Origin of the sequence: Gilliamella sp. B3367 (assembly GCF_026536825.1) — a bacterium.
Lineage (GTDB): Bacteria > Pseudomonadota > Gammaproteobacteria > Enterobacterales > Orbaceae > Gilliamella > Gilliamella apicola_E.
Genome location: NZ_JAFNNJ010000005.1, coordinates 23,315 through 44,733 on the forward strand (window position 1 = coordinate 23,315; position 21,419 = coordinate 44,733).

Below are 21,419 nucleotides of genomic sequence, written 5' to 3' on the forward strand. Positions count from 1 at the left end.
GGCGGAAATGTCAGTAAGGATAATAGTAATCACACCAATGGATGATACAGATGAAAACAAATTTACTCTTTAATAAAAAAACCGTGTTCTCTTTTGAAGTTTTTCCCCCTAAAAAAACGTCACCTTTAGAGACAATCTATAGCACATTGCGTGAACTTGGTTACTTCAAACCTGATTTTATCAGTGTTACTTATGGCGCTGGTGGTAGTTTGAATGGTCAAACGACAATTGATATCGCCCACGCTGTCAAACATACTTATGGCATTGAAAGTGTTGCTCATTTGCCGGGAATTAATTTTGATAAAGCAGAAATGCAGAAAATTCTTCATGATCTTAAATGTGCCGGTATCGATAATGTGCTTGCTTTGCGAGGTGATATTAGCCCGACAGTTACACCTAAAGATGATTTTCGCTATGCCAGCGAGCTGGTTTCATTTATTAAAGAAAATGGTGATTTTAATGTGATTGGGGCCTGTTATCCTGAAGGACATCTTGAAGCATCAACGCTAAAACAAGATTTAATACATTTAAAAGAAAAGGTGAGTGCCGGAACAGATCAACTGATATCACAGCTATTTTTTGATAATGACTATTTTTATACTTTCTTAGACAAAGCCCGTGATATGGGAATTAATGTACCAATTGAAGCAGGGATTATGCCGGTAACGAACAAAAACCAAATTGAACGTATGGTATCGATGTGTGGCGTAAATCTACCGAAGAAATTCAAACAGATGATGGAGAAATACGAGCATCACCCTGATGCGTTCCGTGATGCCGGTATTGCTTATGCTATCGATCAGATTGTTGATTTAGTTTCACAAAATGTTGACGGTATCCATTTGTACACCATGAATAATAGCTATATCGCTAGAAGAATTAGTGAAGCTGTATCAACGCTACTTGCAGTACCAAAGTCAGAATAGTTTTATTAAGAATAATTTAAAATAGATTTTAGAAGAATTGGTTGCGGGGGCTGGATTTGAACCAACGACCTTCGGGTTATGAGCCCGACGAGCTACCAAGCTGCTCCACCCCGCGTCAAAGAGGTGGCTATATTATAGTAATAAAATAATAAAGCAATACCCTTCTAGCCTAAACGGCCTATTTTTACACATTCCTTAACAAATAAGGACGATTTTTGTACGAAACGGTATACACTCCTCAATATTTTTTACATTAATTATCGTTGATTATGCTCAAACTCTCCTAATTAGATAAAATAGTTCAAAGGAAAAAGAAATATTTTTTCAAGTGAATAAGAGATCTTATTTGTACGACACCGTAAACCAGATTAGTGAAAAGAGACGAGCTTTACTCGTCTCTATTGATAAAGTGCCTGTAATGGTTTCACGCTATGAGCTGGATCATAATTAAGCGCCGACGTTGTGGCATAAGCCGCATTCATCGTGGTATCGTAATGAACTTTATATTGAATAGCACTACGGCGTAGGATTTTCGATGCCTCAATAGCAGCCCGTCCAGATGTGGTATTGAGAATATAGCTATATTCGCCATTTTTAATATGGTCATGAATATTGGGGCGTCCTTCGTTCTCTTTTTTGACCATTTGGCAGGGTATGCCAGCTTGTTGTAATGCCTTAGCGGTGCCCAAAGTAGCATCAATACTAAAACCATGCGCAATTAATCGTTTAGCGATCTCTAATAAGCGAGTTTTGTCTTGATCACGAACAGATAGCAGAGCTTTTCCTGATTTTTTCATACTTGATAAGCTACCAAGTTGTGCTTTGGCAAAGGCTTCGGCAAAGGTTTTACCAATTCCCATCACTTCACCGGTTGAACGCATTTCAGGCCCCAAAATTGGGTCCACGCCACTAAATTTATTAAACGGTAAAACCACCTCTTTGACTGAGTAATAAGGCGGTATGACTTCTTTGGTGATATTTTGTTTAGCCAGTGATTGCCCGGTCATAACTCGTGCAGCAATTTTCGCTAATGGCAAACCGGTAGCTTTCGACACAAATGGCACGGTGCGAGCGGCTCGAGGGTTGATTTCAATCAAATAAATTTGGTTATCTTTGACGGCAAATTGCCCATTCATAAGCCCTTTTACATTAAGTTCTAACGCTAACTGTTTAGCTTGCTTGCGCAGTTGATCTAAAATTTCCGGGCTTAAAGTATATGTTGGTAATGAACAAGCTGAGTCACCCGAGTGAATACCCGCTTGTTCAATATGCTCCATAATGCCGCCAATTACGATTTGCTCGCCGTCGGCAATCACATCAATATCAACTTCAATAGCATCATCTAAAAAGTGATCAAGTAGTACGGGAGCATTATTCGATTCACTGACTGCGTTTTTAAAATAACGTCTTAAATCTTGCTCGTTATACACAATTTCCATTGCTCGACCACCAAGCACATAAGACGGTCTAACCACTAATGGATAGCCAATTTGTTCTGCTTTAATCACCGCATCTTCAATATCGGTAACCGTTGCATTAACTGGCTGTTTTAACTTTAACTTATCGACAATCGACTGAAAACGTTTGCGATCTTCAGCTTGATCTATCGCATCTGGCGAGGTACCAATAATCGGTAGCCCAGCGACTTCAAGCGCTCTGGCTAATTTTAATGGTGTTTGCCCGCCGTATTGTACGATTACGCCATTTGGTTTTTCCACATGAGCAATTTCAAGCACATCTTCCAGTGTGACTGGCTCAAAGTAGAGTCGATCTGAGGTATCATAATCGGTAGATACCGTTTCCGGATTACAGTTAACCATAATTGTTTCATAACCGTCTTCACGGAGCGCCAGCGCTGCATGTACACAACAGTAATCAAACTCAATACCTTGTCCAATTCGATTCGGTCCACCGCCTAATATCATAATCTTAGGGCGAATGAATTGTGGTTTAGCTTCGCACTCTTGTTCATAGGTTGAGTAAAGATAAGCTGTATCGGTCGAGAATTCCGCCGCGCAGGTATCAACTCGTTTATATACAGGATGAATATCGTATTGGTTTCGTCGATCACGAACGTCTTGTTCTTCAACATTCAACAGTTTAGCAATACGTAAATCTGAAAAACCTTTGCGCTTAAGTTGCCATAACGATTCTGAATTAAGGCGAGCGAATGATTGCGATTTCAGTTGGTTTTCAAGGTTGATAAGTTCTTCAATCTGCACTAAAAACCAGCGATCGATATTCGTTAATGTGAAAATTTCATCTAAACTAAAGCCGGCTCGAAAAGCGTCAGCAATATACCAAATTCGTTCAGCGCCCGCTTCTTGCAGTTCATAACGTATTTTGCTGAGATTTTTTTCATCATCATAATTGTCAATTTTCGGATCAAAACCACAGGCACCGACTTCAAGCCCTCGTAGCGCTTTTTGTAATGATTCTTGAAAAGTCCGCCCAATAGCCATCACTTCACCCACTGATTTCATTTGGGTTGTTAGACGATCATTACACCCGGCAAACTTTTCGAAATTAAAGCGGGGTATTTTTGTCACCACATAGTCGATCGAAGGCTCAAATGACGCTGGCGTTTTACCTCCGGTAATATCATTAGATAGCTCATCAAGGGTAAAGCCGACCGCAAGTTTGGCCGCAATTTTTGCGATTGGAAAACCGGTTGCTTTAGATGCTAATGCTGATGAGCGTGATACCCTTGGATTCATTTCAATCACAATTAAGCGTCCGGTTTTAGGATCAACCGAAAATTGTACATTCGAACCACCTGTTTCAACGCCAATTTCACGAAGTACCGCTATCGATGCGTTACGCATGATTTGATACTCTTTATCAGTTAGTGTTTGAGCTGGCGCAACGGTAATGGAATCCCCGGTATGAATGCCCATAGGGTCAACATTTTCAATCGAACAGACGATGATGCAGTTATCATTTCTATCTCGTACCACTTCCATTTCGTACTCTTTCCAACCAATTAATGACTCATCAATGAGGAGTTCATTGGTGGGCGACAGATCAAGTCCTCGGGTACAAATTTCATCAAATTCTTGAGTGTTATAAGCAATCCCGCCACCGGTTCCCCCCATAGTAAAAGAAGGGCGGATAATGCAAGGAAAGCCAACTTGTTCAAGTACGGCATAAGCCTCTTTTAATGAGTGAGCAATGCCGGAACGGGCAGTATCAAGACCAATTTTTTTCATGGCTTGATCAAAACGTTTGCGATCTTCAGCTTTATCAATTGCATCAGCGGTAGCACCGATCATCTCGACATTATATTGTTTTAAAATGCCTCTTTTATCTAGTTCTAACGCACAATTGAGCGCTGTTTGTCCGCCCATGGTGGGCAAAATGGCATCAGGTCTTTCTTGTTCAATAATTTTACTCACCGTTGTCCAATCAATCGGCTCAATATAGGTTGCATCCGCCATTTCCGGATCGGTCATAATGGTAGCAGGGTTAGAATTGACTAAAATAACCCGATAACCTTCTTCACGCAGAGCCTTACAAGCTTGAGCGCCGGAATAATCAAATTCACAAGCTTGACCAATAACAATTGGGCCAGCGCCAATAATGAGAATGCTATGAATATCTGTTCGCTTAGGCATGTTATTGCTCCTGCTTATAAATTTTAATTAATTCGATAAAGTGATCAAATAGTGGGGCGGCATCGTGAGGCCCGGGACTCGCTTCGGGGTGGCCTTGAAAGCTAAAAGCCGATTTTTGATTATGATGAATGCCTTGTAGCGAACCGTCGAACAGTGATTTATGCGTCACACGTAAGTGAGTCGGTAAACTCATTTCATCAACGGCAAAACCATGATTTTGGGCGGTAATCATGACTCGATTATTTTCAAGATCCTTAACAGGATGATTTCCACCATGGTGACCAAACTTCATTTTTATGGTTTTTGCACCACAAGCCAACGCTAACAGTTGATGCCCTAAACAGATGCCAAATACTGGAATATCTGTCGTTAAAAACTGTTTTATAGCATCAATGGCATAAGTACAAGGTGCCGGATCACCTGGACCATTTGATAGGAATATACCGTCAGGATTTAATGCTAATACCTCCTGCGCAGGGGTTTTAGCCGGAACAATGGTCAATTTACAACCCCGTTCAACTAACATCCGTAAGATATTACGTTTTACGCCAAAATCATAAGCCACAACATGATAAGGCAAGGCGTTTTTTGCTGCTGGCTGTTCTTGCTCTCTTGTCCATACACCTTGTGTCCACAAATAGCTTTTTGTGCAGGTGACTTTTTGGGCTAAGTCCAGTCCGGATAATCCTTTAAAATCGATCGCTATTTGTTTAGCGGTATCGGCTTTTTCAAGTAAAGTTTCTCTATCGTTTGCGGTGATAATCACGCCATGCTGAGCCCCTTTTTCACGCAAGATTCGAGTTAAACGGCGAGTATCGATATCGGCAATGGCAATAACATTATGCTGTTTTAAATAGCTCGATAGATCGAGCTCATTGCGATAATTGCTGGCTAATAGTGGTAAATCACGAATAATCAGCCCTTTTGCATAAACTTGATTAGATTCAGCATCGGCATTGTTAGTGCCGACATTACCTATATGGGGGTAAGTTAACGTGACCAATTGCTCGCAATAGGAAGGGTCGGTGAGTATTTCTTGATAACCGGTCATTGAGGTATTAAAAACAACCTCACCAACAGTTTCTCCATCAGCACCGATTGATTTACCGATAAATTGTGAACCGTCTTGTAATATAAGGAGGGCATAAGTTTGCATGGCTAAGAGACCTTTTGATTAAATAAACACTATTTATGAATAATAATTCACATAAATGCTTTTTCAGTAACTCATTAATTGGTCATTTTATTACAATTTTTTAAACAAAAAAAGCGTTATTATAAAAAATAATTAAATAATAAAATCTAATTTTTTAGACAATTCAATAACTAAAAAGGACATTTTATAAATTTAAAACGTTTAACTTGAAATTGCATAATTATTCAAATAGAATCGTAACAATACTTACCGCTATTAGGAGCTTGATATGTACGGTTTTTATCAACGTCATTTTTTACGTTTACTCGACTTTACCCCAACAGAAATTAACCAGCTGATTCAACTTGCTATTGAATTAAAAAAAGCAAAAAAACAAGGTAACGAAAAACAACATTTAGTTGGCAAAAATATTGCCTTAATTTTCGAAAAAGATTCCACCCGTACGCGCTGTGCTTTTGAAGTCGGTGCATATGATCAAGGCGCTCAAGTCACCTATCTAGGGCCAAGTGGTAGCCAAATTGGGCATAAAGAGTCGATTGCTGATACAGCTCGAGTGCTCGGACGCATGTATGACGGTATTGAGTATCGAGGTTATGGGCAAGATATTGTTGAAACTTTGGCAAAATATGCCGGTGTGCCGGTTTGGAATGGTTTAACGACTGAAGCGCATCCAACGCAAATTTTAGCAGATTTTATGACCATGAAAGAGCATATCGGTGAGCGCCCACTTAATAGCGTTAAATTTGCTTATTTAGGCGATGCTCGTAATAACATGGGCAATTCGTTAATGGAAGGCGCAGCCTTAATGGGTATGGAAATCCGACTCGTGGCGCCTAAAGCGTGCCAACCTGAATCAGAGCTTGTTCAAAAGTGCCAAGAGATAGCTAAAACAACAGGCGCTAAAATCGTTTTAACTGAAGATGTCGCTGAAGGTGTGAAAGGCGTTGATTTTCTTTATACCGATGTATGGGTTTCCATGGGCGAACCGAAAGAAGTGTGGGATGAGCGAGTAAAATTATTAACCCCATACCAAATCAATCAAAATGTAATCAAATTAACAGAGCATCCAAATGTTAAATTTATGCATTGCTTACCGGCTTTCCATGATATGAATACCACAGTAGGTCAACAAATGGCTGCCCAGTATGGTTTGAAAAATGGTTTAGAAGTAACAAATGAAGTCTTTGAATCTAAACATAGTATCGTTTTTGATGAAGCCGAAAATCGCCTGCACACGATCAAAGCAGTAATGGTTGCAACCTTAGCTAAAGACTAATAATATAGCTAAATATTATTAGTGCTGGCTAAAATTAGCTAAGCAAATTTTTTGCCGACCTCAAGTCGGCATAATTTTATCAACCGATTATCATCAGAATGACGAAACAAGCGCGCAATAAAGATTTTAAAAAATACCTAAAACTCACAAATCCAATTCATTTTTTAGCGGTCGGATTAGGCAGTGGGCTATCGCCAATTATGCCTGGTACTATGGGTTCATTAATGGCGATACCACTGTGGCTTTTATTTTTGGGTTTACAACCTACTTTATATTGGGTTTTTATTTTAGTGACGTTTGTGTTTGGTTGTTATATTTGCCAAAAAACGTCGGATGATACCCATACTCATGATTCGGGTCATATTGTTTGGGATGAATTTGTCGGTATGTGGATAACGCTGTATTTCATTCCTCAATTTTCAATACTATGGGTGACGATTGCTTTTGTCGCATTTAGATTGTTTGATATGGCCAAACCTTGGCCTATTCGTTGGTTTGATAAGCGTGTGCCGGGCGGTTTTGGTATTATGGTCGACGATGTTATCGCCGCCATATTCTCTTCTTTATCTGTTTATTTATTAACATTTATCATTTAAAGATAGTTTACCTTTAAATGATAATTTTCTTAACATAACGATTAAATTCAAAACATCTTTTGTGACCAACCTAGTTTGCTTGAAAGATTATTAAAATAATCATAATCCTTAGAATGAATTAAATTAAACTCATAATCTGAGCGACGAATAATTACCTCTTGTGTTGGTTTAACAGGCAAGATAATTTGGCTATCGCAAGCAACATTAAGATCCAAAGCTGTTGTTGGAAATTTAAGATGGATAGGATTATCACTCTTAATCACTAATGGTCTGACCGCTAAAGAGTGTGGAAACATTGGTGTGATAATTAACGCATCTAAGTGCGGCGCAAGGATTGGTCCACCAGCTGATAACGAGTAAGCAGTCGATCCTGTGGGCGTTGCAATAATTAAACCATCAGCTCGTTGTGAAAATGCATTGCGCTCATTGATATACACATCATAATCAATCATATGCGCAACAGTATTAGGTGTAACTACAATTTCATTTACAGCAAAACCAGAATTAATTAACCGACCATCACTGTAGATAGACACTTCCAATAAAAACCGAGGATCATCATCATAGTTCCCTTTGATAACAGGGGTTAATTGCTCAATAACATGATCATGGGAAATATCGGTTAAAAAGCCTAAATTACCTCGATTTACTCCAATCACTTTAATTTTATAGTGCGACAATTGACGTGCCGAACGTAGCATATTACCATCACCACCGACAACAATGGCTAAGTCGGCTTGCTCACCAATCGTATCTAAAGTTGCGTATACACTACTAGGAAATTTTATATACTGCGCTAACCGATCTTCAACTAAAACTTGAATACCTAAGTTAACTAGCCAGTCATATAGAACCTGATGAGTTTCAATCGCCTCTAATTTACGTGGAATCCCAACCAAACCAATACATTTAAATGGTATACCCATAAAATATCCTTGTTTTTTTAACTTAAATATAAAGATTTTTTAGTTACCGATTAAAAAACACGATATCATCTTATCGTTAAACTTGTAATAATAAAAATTGCCCCCATAATAACTGTTATTCATTAAGTTTTCGACTAAATTTGGAGTACCGTATGACTGAACAAGAGAATAATATGTCAGAAAATGAAACAAACATTGAAGTCCCAGCTGAGCAAACTACTGAAGAACAAACGCCATCTCAACCAAGTGTTGAAGAGCAGTTAAAAGCCAAAGATACACGTATTGCTGAACTTGAACAAGCATTAGAAATTGCTAAAAAAAATGAAAGTGAAGCAATGATACGTGCTCGAGCTGAAATTGATAACGTGCGCAAACGTGTTGAACAAGATGTGGACAAAGCACGTAAATATGCTCTTGAGAAATTCTCAAATGAGCTTTTACCTGTAATTGATAATCTTGAACGCGCATTAGAATCTACAGATAAAAATAATCCAGAACACAAAGCAACTGTAGAAGGATTAGAGTTAACATTAAAATCGTTTTTAGATACGGTCAAAAAATTTGGTATTGAAGTGATAAATACTGCTGATTCACAATTAAACCCAGATCTACATCAAGCGATTAGTATGGTTGAATCACCAGAACATCAATCAGGACAGATCGTCAATACTATCCAAAAAGGCTATACACTCAATGGTCGACTTATCCGACCTGCTATGGTGATTGTAGCTAAATAATGAAAGCTTAAATAAAAAACCGCCAAATTAATGGCGGTTTAATTTATCGATTCTTTTGCTCTTCACGAGCTAGCTTTTTCATCTTTTGCTCAATACGTTGACGCTTTAATGGCGAGAGATAATCGACAAAGAGTTTACCTTTTAAGTGATCCATTTCATGCTGGATACAAATTGCCAATAGTTCATCAGCATCAATTTCATAAGGTTTACCATTACAATCTAATGCCTTGATTTTGATTTTTTCTGATCTTGGAACAAATCCACGGCAGTCAGGTATCGACAAACATCCCTCTTCAATGCCAGTTTCACCTTCTTGGCTTATCACCTCAGGATTGATAATCACATAAAGTTGGCTTCTATCTTCCGACACATCAATCACAATAATCTGCTCATGTACATCTACTTGTGTAGCTGCAAGTCCAATACCATTTTCGGCATACATGGTTTCAGTCATGTTATCGATAATGTTTTGTAGCTCTGGTGTAAAATTAGAGACAGGCTTTGCAATTTTGCGAAGTCGTTCGTCTGGGAAACGTAATACCGGTAAAATAGCCATAAATTCTTCGATCTACTCCTCAATTTTGTATTTTTTCAAATTCGCCTACATTGTAAACATTTATTATGCCTATGAATAGATTTAGTTGACTATTACTAAAATATATCTAATCAATCCTTCTAGATATGGCACAAAGCAACAATGTAGAGGAAAAAGGACTGTAATGAGTAAATATGAGTTTTTGTTACGAATTTCAATGCTTGGTCAGAAAAGAAAGGGATATTTCGAGCAAATTGCTCACTATTTTAGTACTGGTCTACCTAATAAAATAAGAGATGTATCGCTATTATTAGAAAAAATAGGTTTATCCAAAACTCTCCAAGATCGTTTTTTTGAAACATCTTATCTTCATTTTGAGCCAATACTCGATTGGTTGGCAACACCTTACCCAGCCAAACATTTGATCGCGTATTGTGATTCCGATTATCCAATGTTACTTAAGCAAATTAGTTCACCACCATTATTGTTATTTGTTATGGGTAATAGGCAATTATTACATTCACCACAAATTGCCATGGTTGGTAGCCGTGAATTTAGTGAATATGGTGCACAATGGGGAAGATATTTCGCTGGCGAATTAGCAATTAATGGTTTAACAGTCACTAGCGGATTAGCGTTGGGTTTAGACGCTATTTGCCATAGAGGGGCTCTTGAGGTATCAGGAAATACTATAGCTGTTTTAGGTAGTGGATTAGCTCAAATCTCACCACGCTCAAACCTCCGATTGGCAAATGATATTTTGGCACAAAATGGCGCCATCATTTCAGAATTTTATCCATTTGAAAAAGCAAGATCCGAATACTTTCCACGTCGCAATCGTATTATTAGTGGATTAAGTTTAGGAACCTTTGTGGTTGAAGCATCTGAAAAAAGTGGATCACTAATCACTGCTCGTTATGCGCTTGAACAAAATCGCGATGTATTTGCCTTACCGGGTGATATCGATAATCAAAATAGTCATGGAACCCATTATTTAATCAAGCAAGGGGCTTATCTAGTCACTCACCCAACTGATATTTTAGAACACTATAGTGGCTTTTTATCAACAATAGATAGACAAAATAGTGTTGAGAATAAAGAGAGTAATACAGTTTTATACCCTGAAATTTTTGCCGTTATTCGTCATCACCCAATTCCAGTTGATACAATTGCGGCCCTGGTTAATTTACCCATTCCTGAACTCACTATTAAATTATTAGATATGGAGATAGCAGGATTGATTATCACCGTTACTGGTGGTTACATTCGTAATCGGACAAAATAGAAAATTGTATTGCAAAAAAAGTTGAGGAGCGGGGTTTTTGAGCATAAAAAACCGCTGTAAAACCACAGCGGTTTATGAAAATAATAAGTGATTTATTTATCGTCTACTTCAAGAGCGATTTCAGATAAGATAATGCCGGTATTATCAGCATAAATAAAGTCACCAGAAAAGAAAGTCACGCCACCAAAATTAACACGAATATCAATTTCACCAACGCCTTGATCATCTGAGCCAACAGGAATTGCTGCGAGTGCTTGAACACCAATTTCAGCATCAGCAATATAATCAACTTGGCGCACAGCACCATAGACGATGATACCTTCCCATTGGTTTTGCAGTGCAATATCGATTAATTCCGCATCTATCAATGCTCGGCGCACAGAACCACCACCATCAATAACCAATACTTTACCTGCCCCATTGGATTGTAATACTTCGTACAATATACCGTTATCCTCAAAACATTTCACTGTGACGACCTGGCCTGAAAACGAAGCTACACCACCAAAATTACTAAATATCGGTTCTACGACATTAACATCTTCTGGGTAGTAATCACAAAGAATTGATGTTTCAAACTCCATGGTAGAGTCTCCTTTAACTGTAATATTCATTCGATTCTAGTATAACGCTAACATTAAGTAAAACGATATAAATTTAGAATAAACGTGAGCTAGCTCAAAATAATACCCAAACAATAAAGTAAATTAGTTAATAAAGCAAGTTTGACCATTTGTATTAGTAACGGTGCAGCGTCATTAACCGTCTTAAATTTAAATACCGCATTGATATGTTTTATATATAGTGGCAATGTTAATAAAAATAGTCCACTCCAAAAAGTATGTAGATTTTTGTAAGCAAATAAACTAAATAGACACAATGATATAATTAATAAAAGTAAGTGATAACAGCAACCGTAAGTTTTACCAATTAGCACAATCAATGTTCGTTTATGATGTTGTTTATCGCTTTCATAATCGCGTAGATTATTAATATTAAGTACTCCAACCGCTAATAATCCACTAGCAATTGCAGGTAAGATGAGTCGTGTCGATAACACTTTAGTCTGTAAGTAATCACTGCCAATTACCCCAACCAGCCCAAAAAAGATAAGGACAGAGAAATCACCTAATCCAATATAACCATAAGGTTTTTTCCCCATCGTATAGGTAATTGCTGCAATGATTGAGCATAATCCTAACAAGACAAAAATCAGAAGTTGTCGATAGTTGTTACAGGCTAAAATAAGTAATGCAAGCCCTGAAGTAATACATAATAAAACGGTAATCCAAAGCGCTATTTTTAGTTGATTAAGCGTGATTAAACCTAATTGTAATCCCCGTTTATGCCCTGTTAAATTTTGTTGGTCACTGCCTTTAATTGCATCACCGTAATCATTAGCCAAATTGGATAAAATTTGTAATAACGATGCGGTAATGATTGATAGTAGCATAATCAATGGGTCAAAAGACCGTTGCCAATATGCTAGCGAATTTCCCATCAAAATAGCCGAAAGCGATAATACTAACGTTTTAGGGCGTAAACTAATAATCCATGGATAATATTTATTGGACATACGTTATTTATTTGAAAAATTTAAGCATTCATCATAACAGCTATTGATTGTATATTCACGTTTTAGCATTAACTAATTGAAGGTTTATTATTAACTTTTTTAGTATTTGAACGCACAAAGTTTTTTATTTTTTTGAAATATCTTCTCATCTTTCCTTCGCGTAGTGCTGCAATAAAAAAGCCTAGCGAACCATATATGACTCCGAGAAATAGAATCATAAATATATTAAATACATTATCTGACAAACCTAACCCCATCTGATTTACACCAGCAATCATATTTGTTGCCCATGTAGATGGTAACATTCGCGATACCGTTTGTACCCATAACGGCATAGCATCAAGAGGCCATATAGTACCGGATAGGTAAAATACGGGGGTAGTCAAAAAGGCTAAGGTTAGGTAAATCATCTCGGTTCGATGTAAACATTCAGTGAGTAATTTACTCAACCCCAACACCGCTAATAATAGCGGAAATGTCATAATAATAATTTCGGGTATGCTTGCTAATTGCCTATAGCCAAGAACCCAAGGCCATAATCCAAAAAGGACTAAAGACAAAAAGAGCCATATTGGTATAAGACCGCATAAACTTCCGAATATAACAATCTTTGGTGGTTTACCTTGGGGCAAGGAGTGCAAGGTGATATTGGTACGCGTTGAGGCAATCAAAAAGGAGTGTTGCAACAACATGACGAGTAATCCAGGAAAAGTTATCGCCGCAAAACTAATCCCGGCATTATAAAGCGGCATCGTTTGCCCTTTTATTGGCGATAAGATGATATTAATCTGCGGATCAGAAAAACCAGCATTGCGCATTACCCGCGTATTATATTCGGTTAATATTTGTTGATATATTCCTCTAATATCAACTTGTATTAGACCATTAGCTAGACGGCTAGAGGCATCACCATAAGCAGGAATTGTCACCTCTTCACCGTTTAAAAGACGTTTTTCGAAATTTCTTGGAATGGTAAATACCGCAAATAATTTACGACTGTTAATATCATCATAAGCTTCTAATGAATTTTCATAAGTAAGCACATCGATTTTAGAGCTGGTATTTAAAGATCGAATCAAACTTCGACTTGTAGCGCTATGATCCTGATCAACAATTGCAACCGGCAAATTGGTGATGGTGCCATTAATATAAACTAAGCTCATTAATGAAACAGAAACTAATAGCAATAACCACATTGGTCGCATTAGCATATAAAAAAACATTTTTATAGCTGAAGATAAAAATAGCTTAAGCATCCAAATATTGCCTCTTACTGTGAATGTAAACGTTTGACTAAACGTTTTCTAACTAACACTGTAATAATTATTGGATAGATCATTAAAATCCCACATGTTTTTAATACAGATAGATAACTGGAATGTCGTAAAAAGAGATCGAATAATTTATTCAGTGCATAGGTTAAAGGCTCAAGTGACGAAATAAATCTTGCTATCCAAGGCATCGACAATTCAGGCACCACTACTCCTGAATAGGTCAACGCAAGCCCCACCAATACCCCAATATAGGTATATGCATCTAATACTGTTTTAGTAAATGTATAAAGCAAAATACCAATACTTTGCGCAGCAATAACATAAAAGAATACCACCAGCATCATAGCAAATGGCGAACCAGATACGCGCGCATCAGAAAATAAAACCAGCATAGCTATTTCAAACATCAATAACATGGTATACCAGATGGTATAAGGAGCTAGTTTACCTAATACAAATGGATAATTAGGCCGAGTCCGTTTAGGTAATCGCGATAAAATATGAATTGTTGTGGTCACTACAAATAATTGTAACAAATGAACTACCGCGGAAAATTGCTGGAAGTACATTGAGTTACCACTGGCATTAAATAACCCATCATAATTGAAATTAACTTGAGAAAGCTTAGGTACGGGCAAACCAATACTGGTTGCCATGGTCGTCCGATATTGCGTATTTAATGAAGCAATTAGGCCGGAATAGTCCATAATAGAGTATAAGCCAGCACTATAATATAAAGCATTATAATAAAGCATCGGCGTTGGTTGACGACCAGCTAATACATCGGCTTCAAAATTAGGCGGTATGTAGAGAATGGCGTAGATTTTAGCTTTTTCTAAATCACGTTCAGCCATTTTTAACTGATTATCATAATTAATTAGATTTGCGTGCGCGCCAGCGTTAAGATCCCGAATAATTTCACGAGATAAGGTACTTTTATCTTGATCAACATAACCTACTGGAAGATCAAATAATACACCTCGATAAAATATACTGCTGATGATCACAAAAATAATCAGCGGTAAAATCCACATTAACCAATGGAAAGTAAAACGCTTAAATATAACAGGAATTTCATCGTTAAATGCTTCTTTAAATCGATGCCAGAAATCTGAAATTAGTTGTCTATTTTCCATAATGTACTCATACCTGCGCGTAAGCCTTCAACAGGTTTAGTTGGATAAAGTCTAATTTCAAAGGTTTTCAAATCGAAATCACCCGTTGCTCGAGTAGCACGTTTAGTTGCATAATCGCCCATTGGTGAAATAAAACGAACTTCCGCTTCAACTTCTTTATTGCCAAGCGCTGGTACTTCCAACTTAACATGGTCCCCCTTGTGAATATTCGGCATAATATTCTCACGAATATTAAACACAAAATAAGCTTGTGGTAATCGAATAACTGTTAATAGTGGGCTATTTGCATTAAACAGCTCGCCTACTTCGGCAGGGATTGAACCAACCTCACCATCTACAGGCGCCTTGACTTGCAGATCATCATATTGAATCTGTAATTGTTTAAGTTGCTCTTCAGCCTCTTGCAATTTAGCATTATAGATCTCACGCTGTTCAATACGATCACCGTTTTTCGCTTGATCTAAATTGGCTTGGGCTGACAAAACCTGCTGATGAGCTGCATCACGCGTTTTAAGGGCATTATCTAATATTGATTGAGAAACAAAACCTTTTGCCGAAATGGCTTTATTACGATTGTACTCTTTCGAAGCATTATCATAAGAAACTTTTGCTTGTTCCAATAACGCTTCATAATAGCGAATACTTTCTTCACGAGTACCGTTTTGAGAAAGTTCAACTTGCGCTTTTGCTTGATCTCGCCCAGCTTCAGCAGCTTTAACTTGAGCTAAAAGCTCAGGACTGTCAAGCGTAATTAAGACATCATTTTGTTTAACATCATCGCCACGATTGACATGAATTACTTGCACTCGCCCCTTGGCTTTAGAGGATATGCTGACATTAGGTGCATCAACTTCGCCTTGCAAAATAAGCTGGCTGCTATGAGCACGTATTAAGATCGTCATTGAAATTAAAATAACAATCAATGCAATAACAATAAAAATTTTTTTATTCATAAATTTGTTTTGAGTGACAATTGTAAGATAAGGCCTAAAGAACTAGGATAATTGTATGCAATCAAGAATTAACATACTTCAAAAATGATTACTATATCATACGATATAACGCTTTATTTAAACAATCTAAGCTATATTTCTATGCCCAAATAAGGCTAAACGGGATTATTTACAACTATATTGATTGATATTCTATTTCACCCTTAAATAAATTTCAATAATTGTAAACCTCCATTTTAATAGATTTCATTTATAAATGTTATCAGTCAAAAGAAATAGATAAAAACCTACTTATTTAGTATGATATTTTACAATTGAAATAATAAGGCTTGAAATATGCAAAAAATAATTATTATTGGTGGTGGTGCCGGCGGTTTAGAGCTCGCTACTGACCTAGGTGATAAGTTAGGCAAAACGGACAAAGCTCAAATTACCTTAATTGATAAAAACAGTTATCATTTATGGAAACCATTATTACATGAAGTAGCAACGGGTGTACTTGATGAGCAAGTTGATAATATTTATTATGCATCTCAAGGACAACAGCATAATTTTGAATTTATCCAAGGTACCTTTACTGACCTTAATCGGGACCAAAAACAAATCACGATTATCAATCATCAAGATGAATCAGTCGCTATTGATTATGACATTTTAGTGATTGCCATTGGTAGTACTTCTAACGATTTTGGTACACCTGGTGTTAAAGAACACTGTATCTTCTTAGACGATCAAAATGCAGCGATTCGCTTGCGAGAAACCTTAATTAATAAATTTACCAGTTTTTGTTCAATCATCGATAATGATCAAAGCACGGATGAAGACAAAATTCGGATTGCTATCGTTGGTGGTGGTGCAACCGGTGTTGAATTAGCTTCTGAACTACCACATATGGTGCAAGCCTTTGGTGCCTGCGGTCGTAATAAGATGTGTTCCGATCTTCTAGATGTATCGGTTATTGAAGCAACAGATCGTATTTTACCAGCCCTCCCAGAAAAGACAGCGGCAAGTATTACTAAAACACTTGAAAAACAAGGTATCCATGTATTAACCAAGACCATGATTACTAAGGCTGAAAGTGATGGATTTTATCCAAAAGAAGGTGATACTATCAAAGCCGATATTATGATCTGGACTGCGGGTGTAAAAGCACCTGATTATTTGAAAGAAATTGCTGGGTTAGAGTCAAGTCGTTCAAATCAATTGGTGGTAAAACCAACATTGCAAACCTCTCGTGATGACAATATTTTTGTTATCGGCGATTGTGCTTACGCTATGCAAGACAATGGTCATGCTTCACCACCTACTGCTCAAGCCGCACATCAAATGGCAAAAATTTGTTACGAGAACATTATCAACATGCTCGATAATACACCATTAAAATCGTTTAAGTATACCGATAATGGCACAATCATTTCTTTACATGATACCGCGCAAGGTGTGGTTAAAATAGCAGGAAAAAGTGAAATGGGTGTAAAGGGATGGTTTGCGCTAATTATTCATCGATTGTTGTATCGAATGCATCAAGCTAGCTTGTTAGGTATTTTCAAAACGATTCGTTTTGCTCGTGCCAGTAAAGTTATGTACAAAACAAAATCGACATCTATTTTCAGTAATCGGGATTAATGACTGAAACACGCCTAAAAGCTACTTAAAATTTATTTAAGTAGCTATTTTAGCTAATAATTTTATAATATTACCTTGATTTTTTTTTAATTATAAAATTATGCGTTTTATTTTAATTATTACATTACTCTTCGCTACTTACACAGCGGCCACAGCAGATTATCAACCACTTGATGGCGATATTATTTTCCAATCTTCTCAATCAAACCAAAGCAAGGCGATTGAGCTAGCAACCAAGTCACCTTATAGTCACATGGGAATAATTTTTATTAAAAATGGAAAACCTTATGTCTTTGAAGCAGCATCTAAAGTGGTCTATACACCGTTTGATAAATGGGTAAATCGAGGAAAAAACAGAAAATATATAATTAAACGCCTAAAAGATCACGCTTTATCACAAAAAGAAATTGCTAATTTAAAACGAGTTGCTCATTCATTTGAAAATAAGCCTTACGATATTTGGTTTGGCTGGGATGATAAGTATATTTATTGCTCAGAACTAGTTTGGAAAATTTATAATAAAGCTCTTAACTTGAAAATTGGACAATTACAAAAGATTAAAGATTTTAATCTGTCAGCACCAGCAGTTAAACAAAAACTAACTGAACGCTATGGAGATAAGATCCCTTATCAAGAAACCGTTATTTCACCAGTCGCTATATTCAATTCACCATTATTAATAACGGTAGATCAACATTGGTCGAATTAGATAAGTAACAATCTCTTAATTGGAGCAAAACTCTTACGATACAAATGGTTGATACCGTGTGATTCTATAGCCATTAGGTGATCTTTAGTGGGATATCCTTTATGCTTTGCCAATCCGTATTGTGGATACAATTTGTCTAATTCAACCATTTCACGATCACGAGTCACTTTCGCAAGAATCGACGCAGCACTAATTTCAGCAACAAGTAAATCGCCTTTAACGACGGCTTGTGTTTGAATACCAAATTCAGGACAACGATTGCCATCCACTAAAACATAATTGGGTTTGATTTTTAAGCCAGACACCGCCCGTTGCATAGCCAGCATAGTGGCATGAAGAATATTAAGCTTATCAATCTCATCGACTGATGCTCTTGCAACACTCCACGCTAATGCATTTTGCTTGATAATATCAAATAAAGCTTCACGTTTTTTTTCTGTCAGCTTTTTAGAATCGGTTAATCCCTCTATCGGTTTATTTGGATCTAAAATCACAGCAGCAGTAACAACATCACCACACAGAGGGCCTCGTCCAACTTCATCAACTCCAGCAATTAAAGTGGCATCAGGGTAGGTAAATTCTAACAACAAGGGGTATCCTCTAATACATCAAGTACAGCTTGTGCTGCTTGTTCATCTGCATTACAACGAATTTGTTTATGCAAAGCTAAAAATGTCGCTTTTAATTCGATATTATCACTTTCTAAAAAAGGAAGAACATGATTAGCGATATTTTCTGGTGTACAGTCATGTTGTAGCAACTCAGGTACTATTTCTTTACCTGCTAAGATATTTGGTAACGACACATAAGGCGTTTTGATTAACTTTTTAGCCAACCAAAACGTAAAAGCTTTCATTTTGTAACCGACAACCATTGGGCATTTAGCTAACATACATTCAAGAGCAACCGTTCCAGACGCTAAAATTGCCGCATTACTGGCAATCATTGCTTCACGAGCATGACCATCTAATAACTGCACATTAAGTTGTGGTGCGATTTCAGCTTTAATTCGCTCAAACTCTTGTCTCCTTTTCTCATTTGCTAAAGGAACCACAATATGTAAATCAGGAAATTTGTCACTTAGCAATTGAGCCGCCTTTAAAAAAGGCTCAGATAATAACGTCACTTCAGCATGACGGCTGCCAGGTAAAAGTGCTAAGCATTGGCAATCAAGCGGGATACCTAATTGTTGACGCATTGCGGTTTGATCTGGTTCTAAAGGAATGTCATCAGCCATTTTATGACCAATAAAACGACAAGGAACATCAAATTTATCGTAAAAGGCTTTTTCAAAAGGAAGAAAAGCTAAGATAAGATTAGTATTTCGTTTAATCTTAAACACGCGCTTTTGTTTCCAAGCCCAGACTGATGGGCTCACATAATGAATAGTTTTAATACCAGCTTGTTTGAGTTTACCTTCTAATGAAAGATTAAAATCAGGCGCATCAATACCAATAAATATATCAGGTTTTAGTTCAATAAGACGTTTAGTGATATCTCGACGAATAGCTAAAATACGACGTAATCGACCTAATACCTCGACAATGCCCATCACAGACAGCTCTTCCATTTCATACCAAGCTTTACAGCCTTCAGCTTGCATTTGTGGTCCAGCAATTCCAACAAATTGAATATTTGGATGGTGTTTTTTGAGAGAACGAATTAAACCTGCACCTAAAATGTCACCAGATGTTTCACCAGCGACAAGTGCTACAGTTAAAGCTTTATCAGTCATTAACGAATAATGCCACGAGTCGAACGAGCAAAAAAGTCAGTAAACAGTTGAACTTCAGGGTACTGTTTAGCTAACGATTCAATTTCAACTTTGGCATCGTCAAGGGTTAACCCATTTCGATAAAGAATTTTGTAAGTATTACGAATAGCTTGTAGTGCTTCTTTACTAAAACCTCTACGTTTCAATCCTTCATAGTTAACGCCATGTGGTGTTGCATGATTGCCTTGTGCAATAACATAAGGAGGAACATCTTGGGCAACACCAGAACAACCACCAACCATTACGTGAGATCCGATAACACAAAATTGATGTACAGCTGTCATACCACCAATAATAACATGATTGTCTAATTGCACATGACCGCCAAGCGTTGCATTATTCGCTAAAATACAATTATTACCAATAATACAATCATGAGCAACGTGTGCATTAATCATGAATAAATTATCACTACCAATACGCGTTAACTCCCCTCCTTGAACAGTGCCACGATGAATCGTCACACTTTCACGAATCATATTACGATCACCAATTTCAGTGCGAGTTGGTTCTCCACGATATTTTAGATCTTGGTTAACTTCACCGATTGAAGCAAATTGATAGATTTGATTATTTTGACCAATTTTGGTGTGGCCATTAACGACAACATGTGATTTTAAAAAAGTGCCATCACCAATTTCAACATGTTCACCAATATAACAAAAAGGCCCGATTTTGACGTTATCACCAATCTTTGCCCCCTTTTCTATTACTGAACTTGGGTGTATTTCCGTTGCCATAGCAATTCCTTAATACATTTGGGATATTTCAAAATCAATATTATTTACGAGCACACATCATTTCGGCTTCACAAACCAGTTTACCATCAACTGTTGCAACACCATGGAACAATGCAATACCACGACGCTCTTTAATATATTCAACATCAAGTACGATTTGGTCACCTGGTACTACAGGACGTTTAAAACGCGCTTTATCGATTGAAGCAAAATAATAAAGCTGTCCTGGCGATAACTCTTCAATACTTTTAAAAGCTAAAATTCCAGTCGCTTGCGCCATCGCTTCTAAAATTAATACACCAGGGAAAATCGGTTTATTTGGAAAGTGACCTTGGAAGAATGGTTCATTAAAAGTAACATTTTTAATGGCCTTTAATGTTTTGCCTTTTTCATAACTAAGTACGCGATCAACCATTAAAAATGGGTAACGATGAGGCAGTAAACTTATGATTTCTTCAATATCAAGGGTATTAAGTTCGGTAGTCAAAATAGCTATCCTTATACAATATTTACTATAAATTGGATCTATTATAACTGAGGATACCACTTTCACTCAAGGAGTGATTTTTCAGTGTATTTT

Annotated in this window: 20 protein-coding genes and 1 tRNA gene; 7 read left to right on the forward strand and 14 right to left on the reverse strand. The window is 37.2% G+C overall.

Annotated elements, in window-relative coordinates:
• Positions 1-50 precede the first annotated feature (50 nt).
• Positions 51-926 carry a methylenetetrahydrofolate reductase [NAD(P)H] gene (metF, locus tag J3U23_RS08330; protein WP_065562711.1) on the forward strand — a complete coding sequence of 292 codons (876 nt, stop codon included), beginning with the start codon at positions 51-53 and terminating at the stop codon, positions 924-926.
• Positions 927-964: 38 nt separating this feature from the next.
• Here metF and J3U23_RS08335 read toward each other — a convergent pair.
• From J3U23_RS08335 to carA, 3 genes are all read right to left on the reverse strand, one after another.
• Positions 965-1,041 (reverse strand) — tRNA-Met (locus J3U23_RS08335).
• A gap of 283 nt (positions 1,042-1,324) precedes the next feature.
• Complete coding sequence (gene carB / locus J3U23_RS08340) at positions 1,325-4,540, reverse strand: carbamoyl-phosphate synthase large subunit (protein ID WP_267338998.1); 3,216 nt, start codon at positions 4,538-4,540, stop codon at positions 1,325-1,327.
• Position 4,541: 1 nt separating this feature from the next.
• On the reverse strand, positions 4,542-5,696 hold the full coding sequence (gene carA / locus J3U23_RS08345; protein ID WP_267338999.1) for a glutamine-hydrolyzing carbamoyl-phosphate synthase small subunit: 1,155 nt from the start codon (positions 5,694-5,696) through the stop codon (positions 4,542-4,544).
• Between the two features lie 268 nt (positions 5,697-5,964).
• Here carA and argF point away from each other — a divergent pair, with 268 nt between their 5' ends.
• Complete coding sequence (gene argF / locus J3U23_RS08350; protein WP_267339000.1) at positions 5,965-6,972, forward strand: ornithine carbamoyltransferase; 1,008 nt, start codon at positions 5,965-5,967, stop codon at positions 6,970-6,972.
• A 98-nt stretch (positions 6,973-7,070) separates the two neighbouring features.
• A complete protein-coding gene (locus J3U23_RS08355) occupies positions 7,071-7,568 on the forward strand; it encodes a phosphatidylglycerophosphatase A (RefSeq protein WP_267339001.1) in 498 nt (165 codons plus the stop codon).
• Between the two features lie 47 nt (positions 7,569-7,615).
• Here the strand turns inward: J3U23_RS08355 and nadK are convergent, their stop codons facing one another.
• Positions 7,616-8,494 (reverse strand): NAD(+) kinase, encoded by an 879-nt coding sequence (gene nadK / locus J3U23_RS08360; RefSeq protein ID WP_267339002.1) that lies wholly within the window; start codon positions 8,492-8,494, stop codon positions 7,616-7,618.
• A 152-nt stretch (positions 8,495-8,646) separates the two neighbouring features.
• Here nadK and grpE point away from each other — a divergent pair, with 152 nt between their 5' ends.
• The gene (gene grpE, locus J3U23_RS08365; protein ID WP_065562718.1) at positions 8,647-9,231 is read left to right on the forward strand and encodes a nucleotide exchange factor GrpE; all 585 of its coding nucleotides are present in this window, start codon (positions 8,647-8,649) and stop codon (positions 9,229-9,231) included.
• Positions 9,232-9,274: 43 nt separating this feature from the next.
• On the opposite strand, the gene def is transcribed toward grpE, so the two are convergent.
• A complete protein-coding gene (def, locus tag J3U23_RS08370) occupies positions 9,275-9,787 on the reverse strand; it encodes a peptide deformylase (protein ID WP_267339003.1) in 513 nt (170 codons plus the stop codon).
• Positions 9,788-9,950: 163 nt separating this feature from the next.
• Between def and dprA the strand changes: the two genes are divergently transcribed.
• A complete protein-coding gene (gene dprA, locus J3U23_RS08375; RefSeq protein WP_267339004.1) occupies positions 9,951-11,051 on the forward strand; it encodes a DNA-processing protein DprA in 1,101 nt (366 codons plus the stop codon).
• A gap of 92 nt (positions 11,052-11,143) precedes the next feature.
• On the opposite strand, the gene rraA is transcribed toward dprA, so the two are convergent.
• The 5 genes from rraA to J3U23_RS08400 all read right to left on the reverse strand — a co-directional run bounded on the left by rraA (position 11,144) and on the right by J3U23_RS08400 (position 15,990).
• Positions 11,144-11,635 carry a ribonuclease E activity regulator RraA gene (gene rraA, locus J3U23_RS08380; RefSeq protein ID WP_220225416.1) on the reverse strand — a complete coding sequence of 164 codons (492 nt, stop codon included), beginning with the start codon at positions 11,633-11,635 and terminating at the stop codon, positions 11,144-11,146.
• An 89-nt stretch (positions 11,636-11,724) separates the two neighbouring features.
• A complete protein-coding gene (locus tag J3U23_RS08385; RefSeq protein ID WP_267339005.1) occupies positions 11,725-12,627 on the reverse strand; it encodes a 1,4-dihydroxy-2-naphthoate polyprenyltransferase in 903 nt (300 codons plus the stop codon).
• Between the two features lie 68 nt (positions 12,628-12,695).
• On the reverse strand, positions 12,696-13,883 hold the full coding sequence (locus tag J3U23_RS08390; RefSeq protein ID WP_220225418.1) for an ABC transporter permease: 1,188 nt from the start codon (positions 13,881-13,883) through the stop codon (positions 12,696-12,698).
• 14 nt (positions 13,884-13,897) lie between these two features.
• The gene (locus J3U23_RS08395) at positions 13,898-15,037 is read right to left on the reverse strand and encodes an ABC transporter permease (RefSeq protein WP_065562723.1); all 1,140 of its coding nucleotides are present in this window, start codon (positions 15,035-15,037) and stop codon (positions 13,898-13,900) included.
• Positions 15,019-15,990 carry an HlyD family secretion protein gene (locus J3U23_RS08400; RefSeq protein WP_065562724.1) on the reverse strand — a complete coding sequence of 324 codons (972 nt, stop codon included), beginning with the start codon at positions 15,988-15,990 and terminating at the stop codon, positions 15,019-15,021. Before J3U23_RS08400 ends, J3U23_RS08395 begins: the two co-directional genes overlap by 19 nt.
• 336 nt (positions 15,991-16,326) lie before the next feature.
• Between J3U23_RS08400 and J3U23_RS08405 the strand changes: the two genes are divergently transcribed.
• Both J3U23_RS08405 and J3U23_RS08410 read left to right on the forward strand, forming a co-directional pair.
• Positions 16,327-17,616, forward strand: coding sequence for an NAD(P)/FAD-dependent oxidoreductase (locus tag J3U23_RS08405; protein ID WP_267339006.1), 1,290 nt, complete (start codon positions 16,327-16,329; stop codon positions 17,614-17,616).
• 100 nt (positions 17,617-17,716) lie between these two features.
• Complete coding sequence (locus J3U23_RS08410; protein WP_267339007.1) at positions 17,717-18,325, forward strand: YiiX family permuted papain-like enzyme; 609 nt, start codon at positions 17,717-17,719, stop codon at positions 18,323-18,325.
• On the opposite strand, the gene rnhB is transcribed toward J3U23_RS08410, so the two are convergent.
• The 4 genes from rnhB to fabZ are packed head-to-tail and all read right to left on the reverse strand — an operon-like array spanning position 18,322 to position 21,326.
• Positions 18,322-18,912: a ribonuclease HII gene (gene rnhB, locus J3U23_RS08415; RefSeq protein WP_065733672.1), complete on the reverse strand. Its 591-nt coding sequence runs from the start codon at positions 18,910-18,912 to the stop codon at positions 18,322-18,324. The two genes, J3U23_RS08410 and rnhB, sit on opposite strands and share 4 nt — an antisense overlap.
• Entirely contained in the window at positions 18,906-20,060 is a 1,155-nt protein-coding gene (gene lpxB, locus J3U23_RS08420; protein WP_267339009.1) for a lipid-A-disaccharide synthase, read from the reverse strand. The genes rnhB and lpxB overlap by 7 nt, the downstream gene beginning before the upstream one ends.
• Positions 20,060-20,839, reverse strand: coding sequence for an acyl-ACP--UDP-N-acetylglucosamine O-acyltransferase (gene lpxA / locus J3U23_RS08425; protein WP_065562729.1), 780 nt, complete (start codon positions 20,837-20,839; stop codon positions 20,060-20,062). The genes lpxB and lpxA overlap by 1 nt, the downstream gene beginning before the upstream one ends.
• 40 nt (positions 20,840-20,879) lie before the next feature.
• Positions 20,880-21,326 (reverse strand): 3-hydroxyacyl-ACP dehydratase FabZ, encoded by a 447-nt coding sequence (gene fabZ / locus J3U23_RS08430; protein ID WP_034882348.1) that lies wholly within the window; start codon positions 21,324-21,326, stop codon positions 20,880-20,882.
• Positions 21,327-21,419 lie beyond the last annotated feature (93 nt).

Bases quoted from the DNA above. Each gene is read 5' to 3' on its own strand.
- metF (WP_065562711.1), top strand. From the start codon at position 51: ATGAAAACAAATTTACTCTTTAATAAAAAAACCGTGTTCTCTTTTGAA.
- carB (WP_267338998.1), bottom strand. From the start codon at position 4,540: ATGCCTAAGCGAACAGATATTCATAGCATTCTCATTATTGGCGCTGGC.
- carA (WP_267338999.1), bottom strand. From the start codon at position 5,696: ATGCAAACTTATGCCCTCCTTATATTACAAGACGGTTCACAATTTATC.
- argF (WP_267339000.1), top strand. From the start codon at position 5,965: ATGTACGGTTTTTATCAACGTCATTTTTTACGTTTACTCGACTTTACC.
- J3U23_RS08355 (WP_267339001.1), top strand. From the start codon at position 7,071: ATGACGAAACAAGCGCGCAATAAAGATTTTAAAAAATACCTAAAACTC.
- nadK (WP_267339002.1), bottom strand. From the start codon at position 8,494: ATGGGTATACCATTTAAATGTATTGGTTTGGTTGGGATTCCACGTAAA.
- grpE (WP_065562718.1), top strand. From the start codon at position 8,647: ATGACTGAACAAGAGAATAATATGTCAGAAAATGAAACAAACATTGAA.
- def (WP_267339003.1), bottom strand. From the start codon at position 9,787: ATGGCTATTTTACCGGTATTACGTTTCCCAGACGAACGACTTCGCAAA.
- dprA (WP_267339004.1), top strand. From the start codon at position 9,951: ATGAGTAAATATGAGTTTTTGTTACGAATTTCAATGCTTGGTCAGAAA.
- rraA (WP_220225416.1), bottom strand. From the start codon at position 11,635: ATGGAGTTTGAAACATCAATTCTTTGTGATTACTACCCAGAAGATGTT.
- J3U23_RS08385 (WP_267339005.1), bottom strand. From the start codon at position 12,627: ATGTCCAATAAATATTATCCATGGATTATTAGTTTACGCCCTAAAACG.
- J3U23_RS08390 (WP_220225418.1), bottom strand. From the start codon at position 13,883: ATGCTTAAGCTATTTTTATCTTCAGCTATAAAAATGTTTTTTTATATG.
- J3U23_RS08395 (WP_065562723.1), bottom strand. From the start codon at position 15,037: ATGGAAAATAGACAACTAATTTCAGATTTCTGGCATCGATTTAAAGAA.
- J3U23_RS08400 (WP_065562724.1), bottom strand. From the start codon at position 15,990: ATGAATAAAAAAATTTTTATTGTTATTGCATTGATTGTTATTTTAATT.
- J3U23_RS08405 (WP_267339006.1), top strand. From the start codon at position 16,327: ATGCAAAAAATAATTATTATTGGTGGTGGTGCCGGCGGTTTAGAGCTC.
- J3U23_RS08410 (WP_267339007.1), top strand. From the start codon at position 17,717: ATGCGTTTTATTTTAATTATTACATTACTCTTCGCTACTTACACAGCG.
- lpxB (WP_267339009.1), bottom strand. From the start codon at position 20,060: ATGACTGATAAAGCTTTAACTGTAGCACTTGTCGCTGGTGAAACATCT.
- lpxA (WP_065562729.1), bottom strand. From the start codon at position 20,839: ATGGCAACGGAAATACACCCAAGTTCAGTAATAGAAAAGGGGGCAAAG.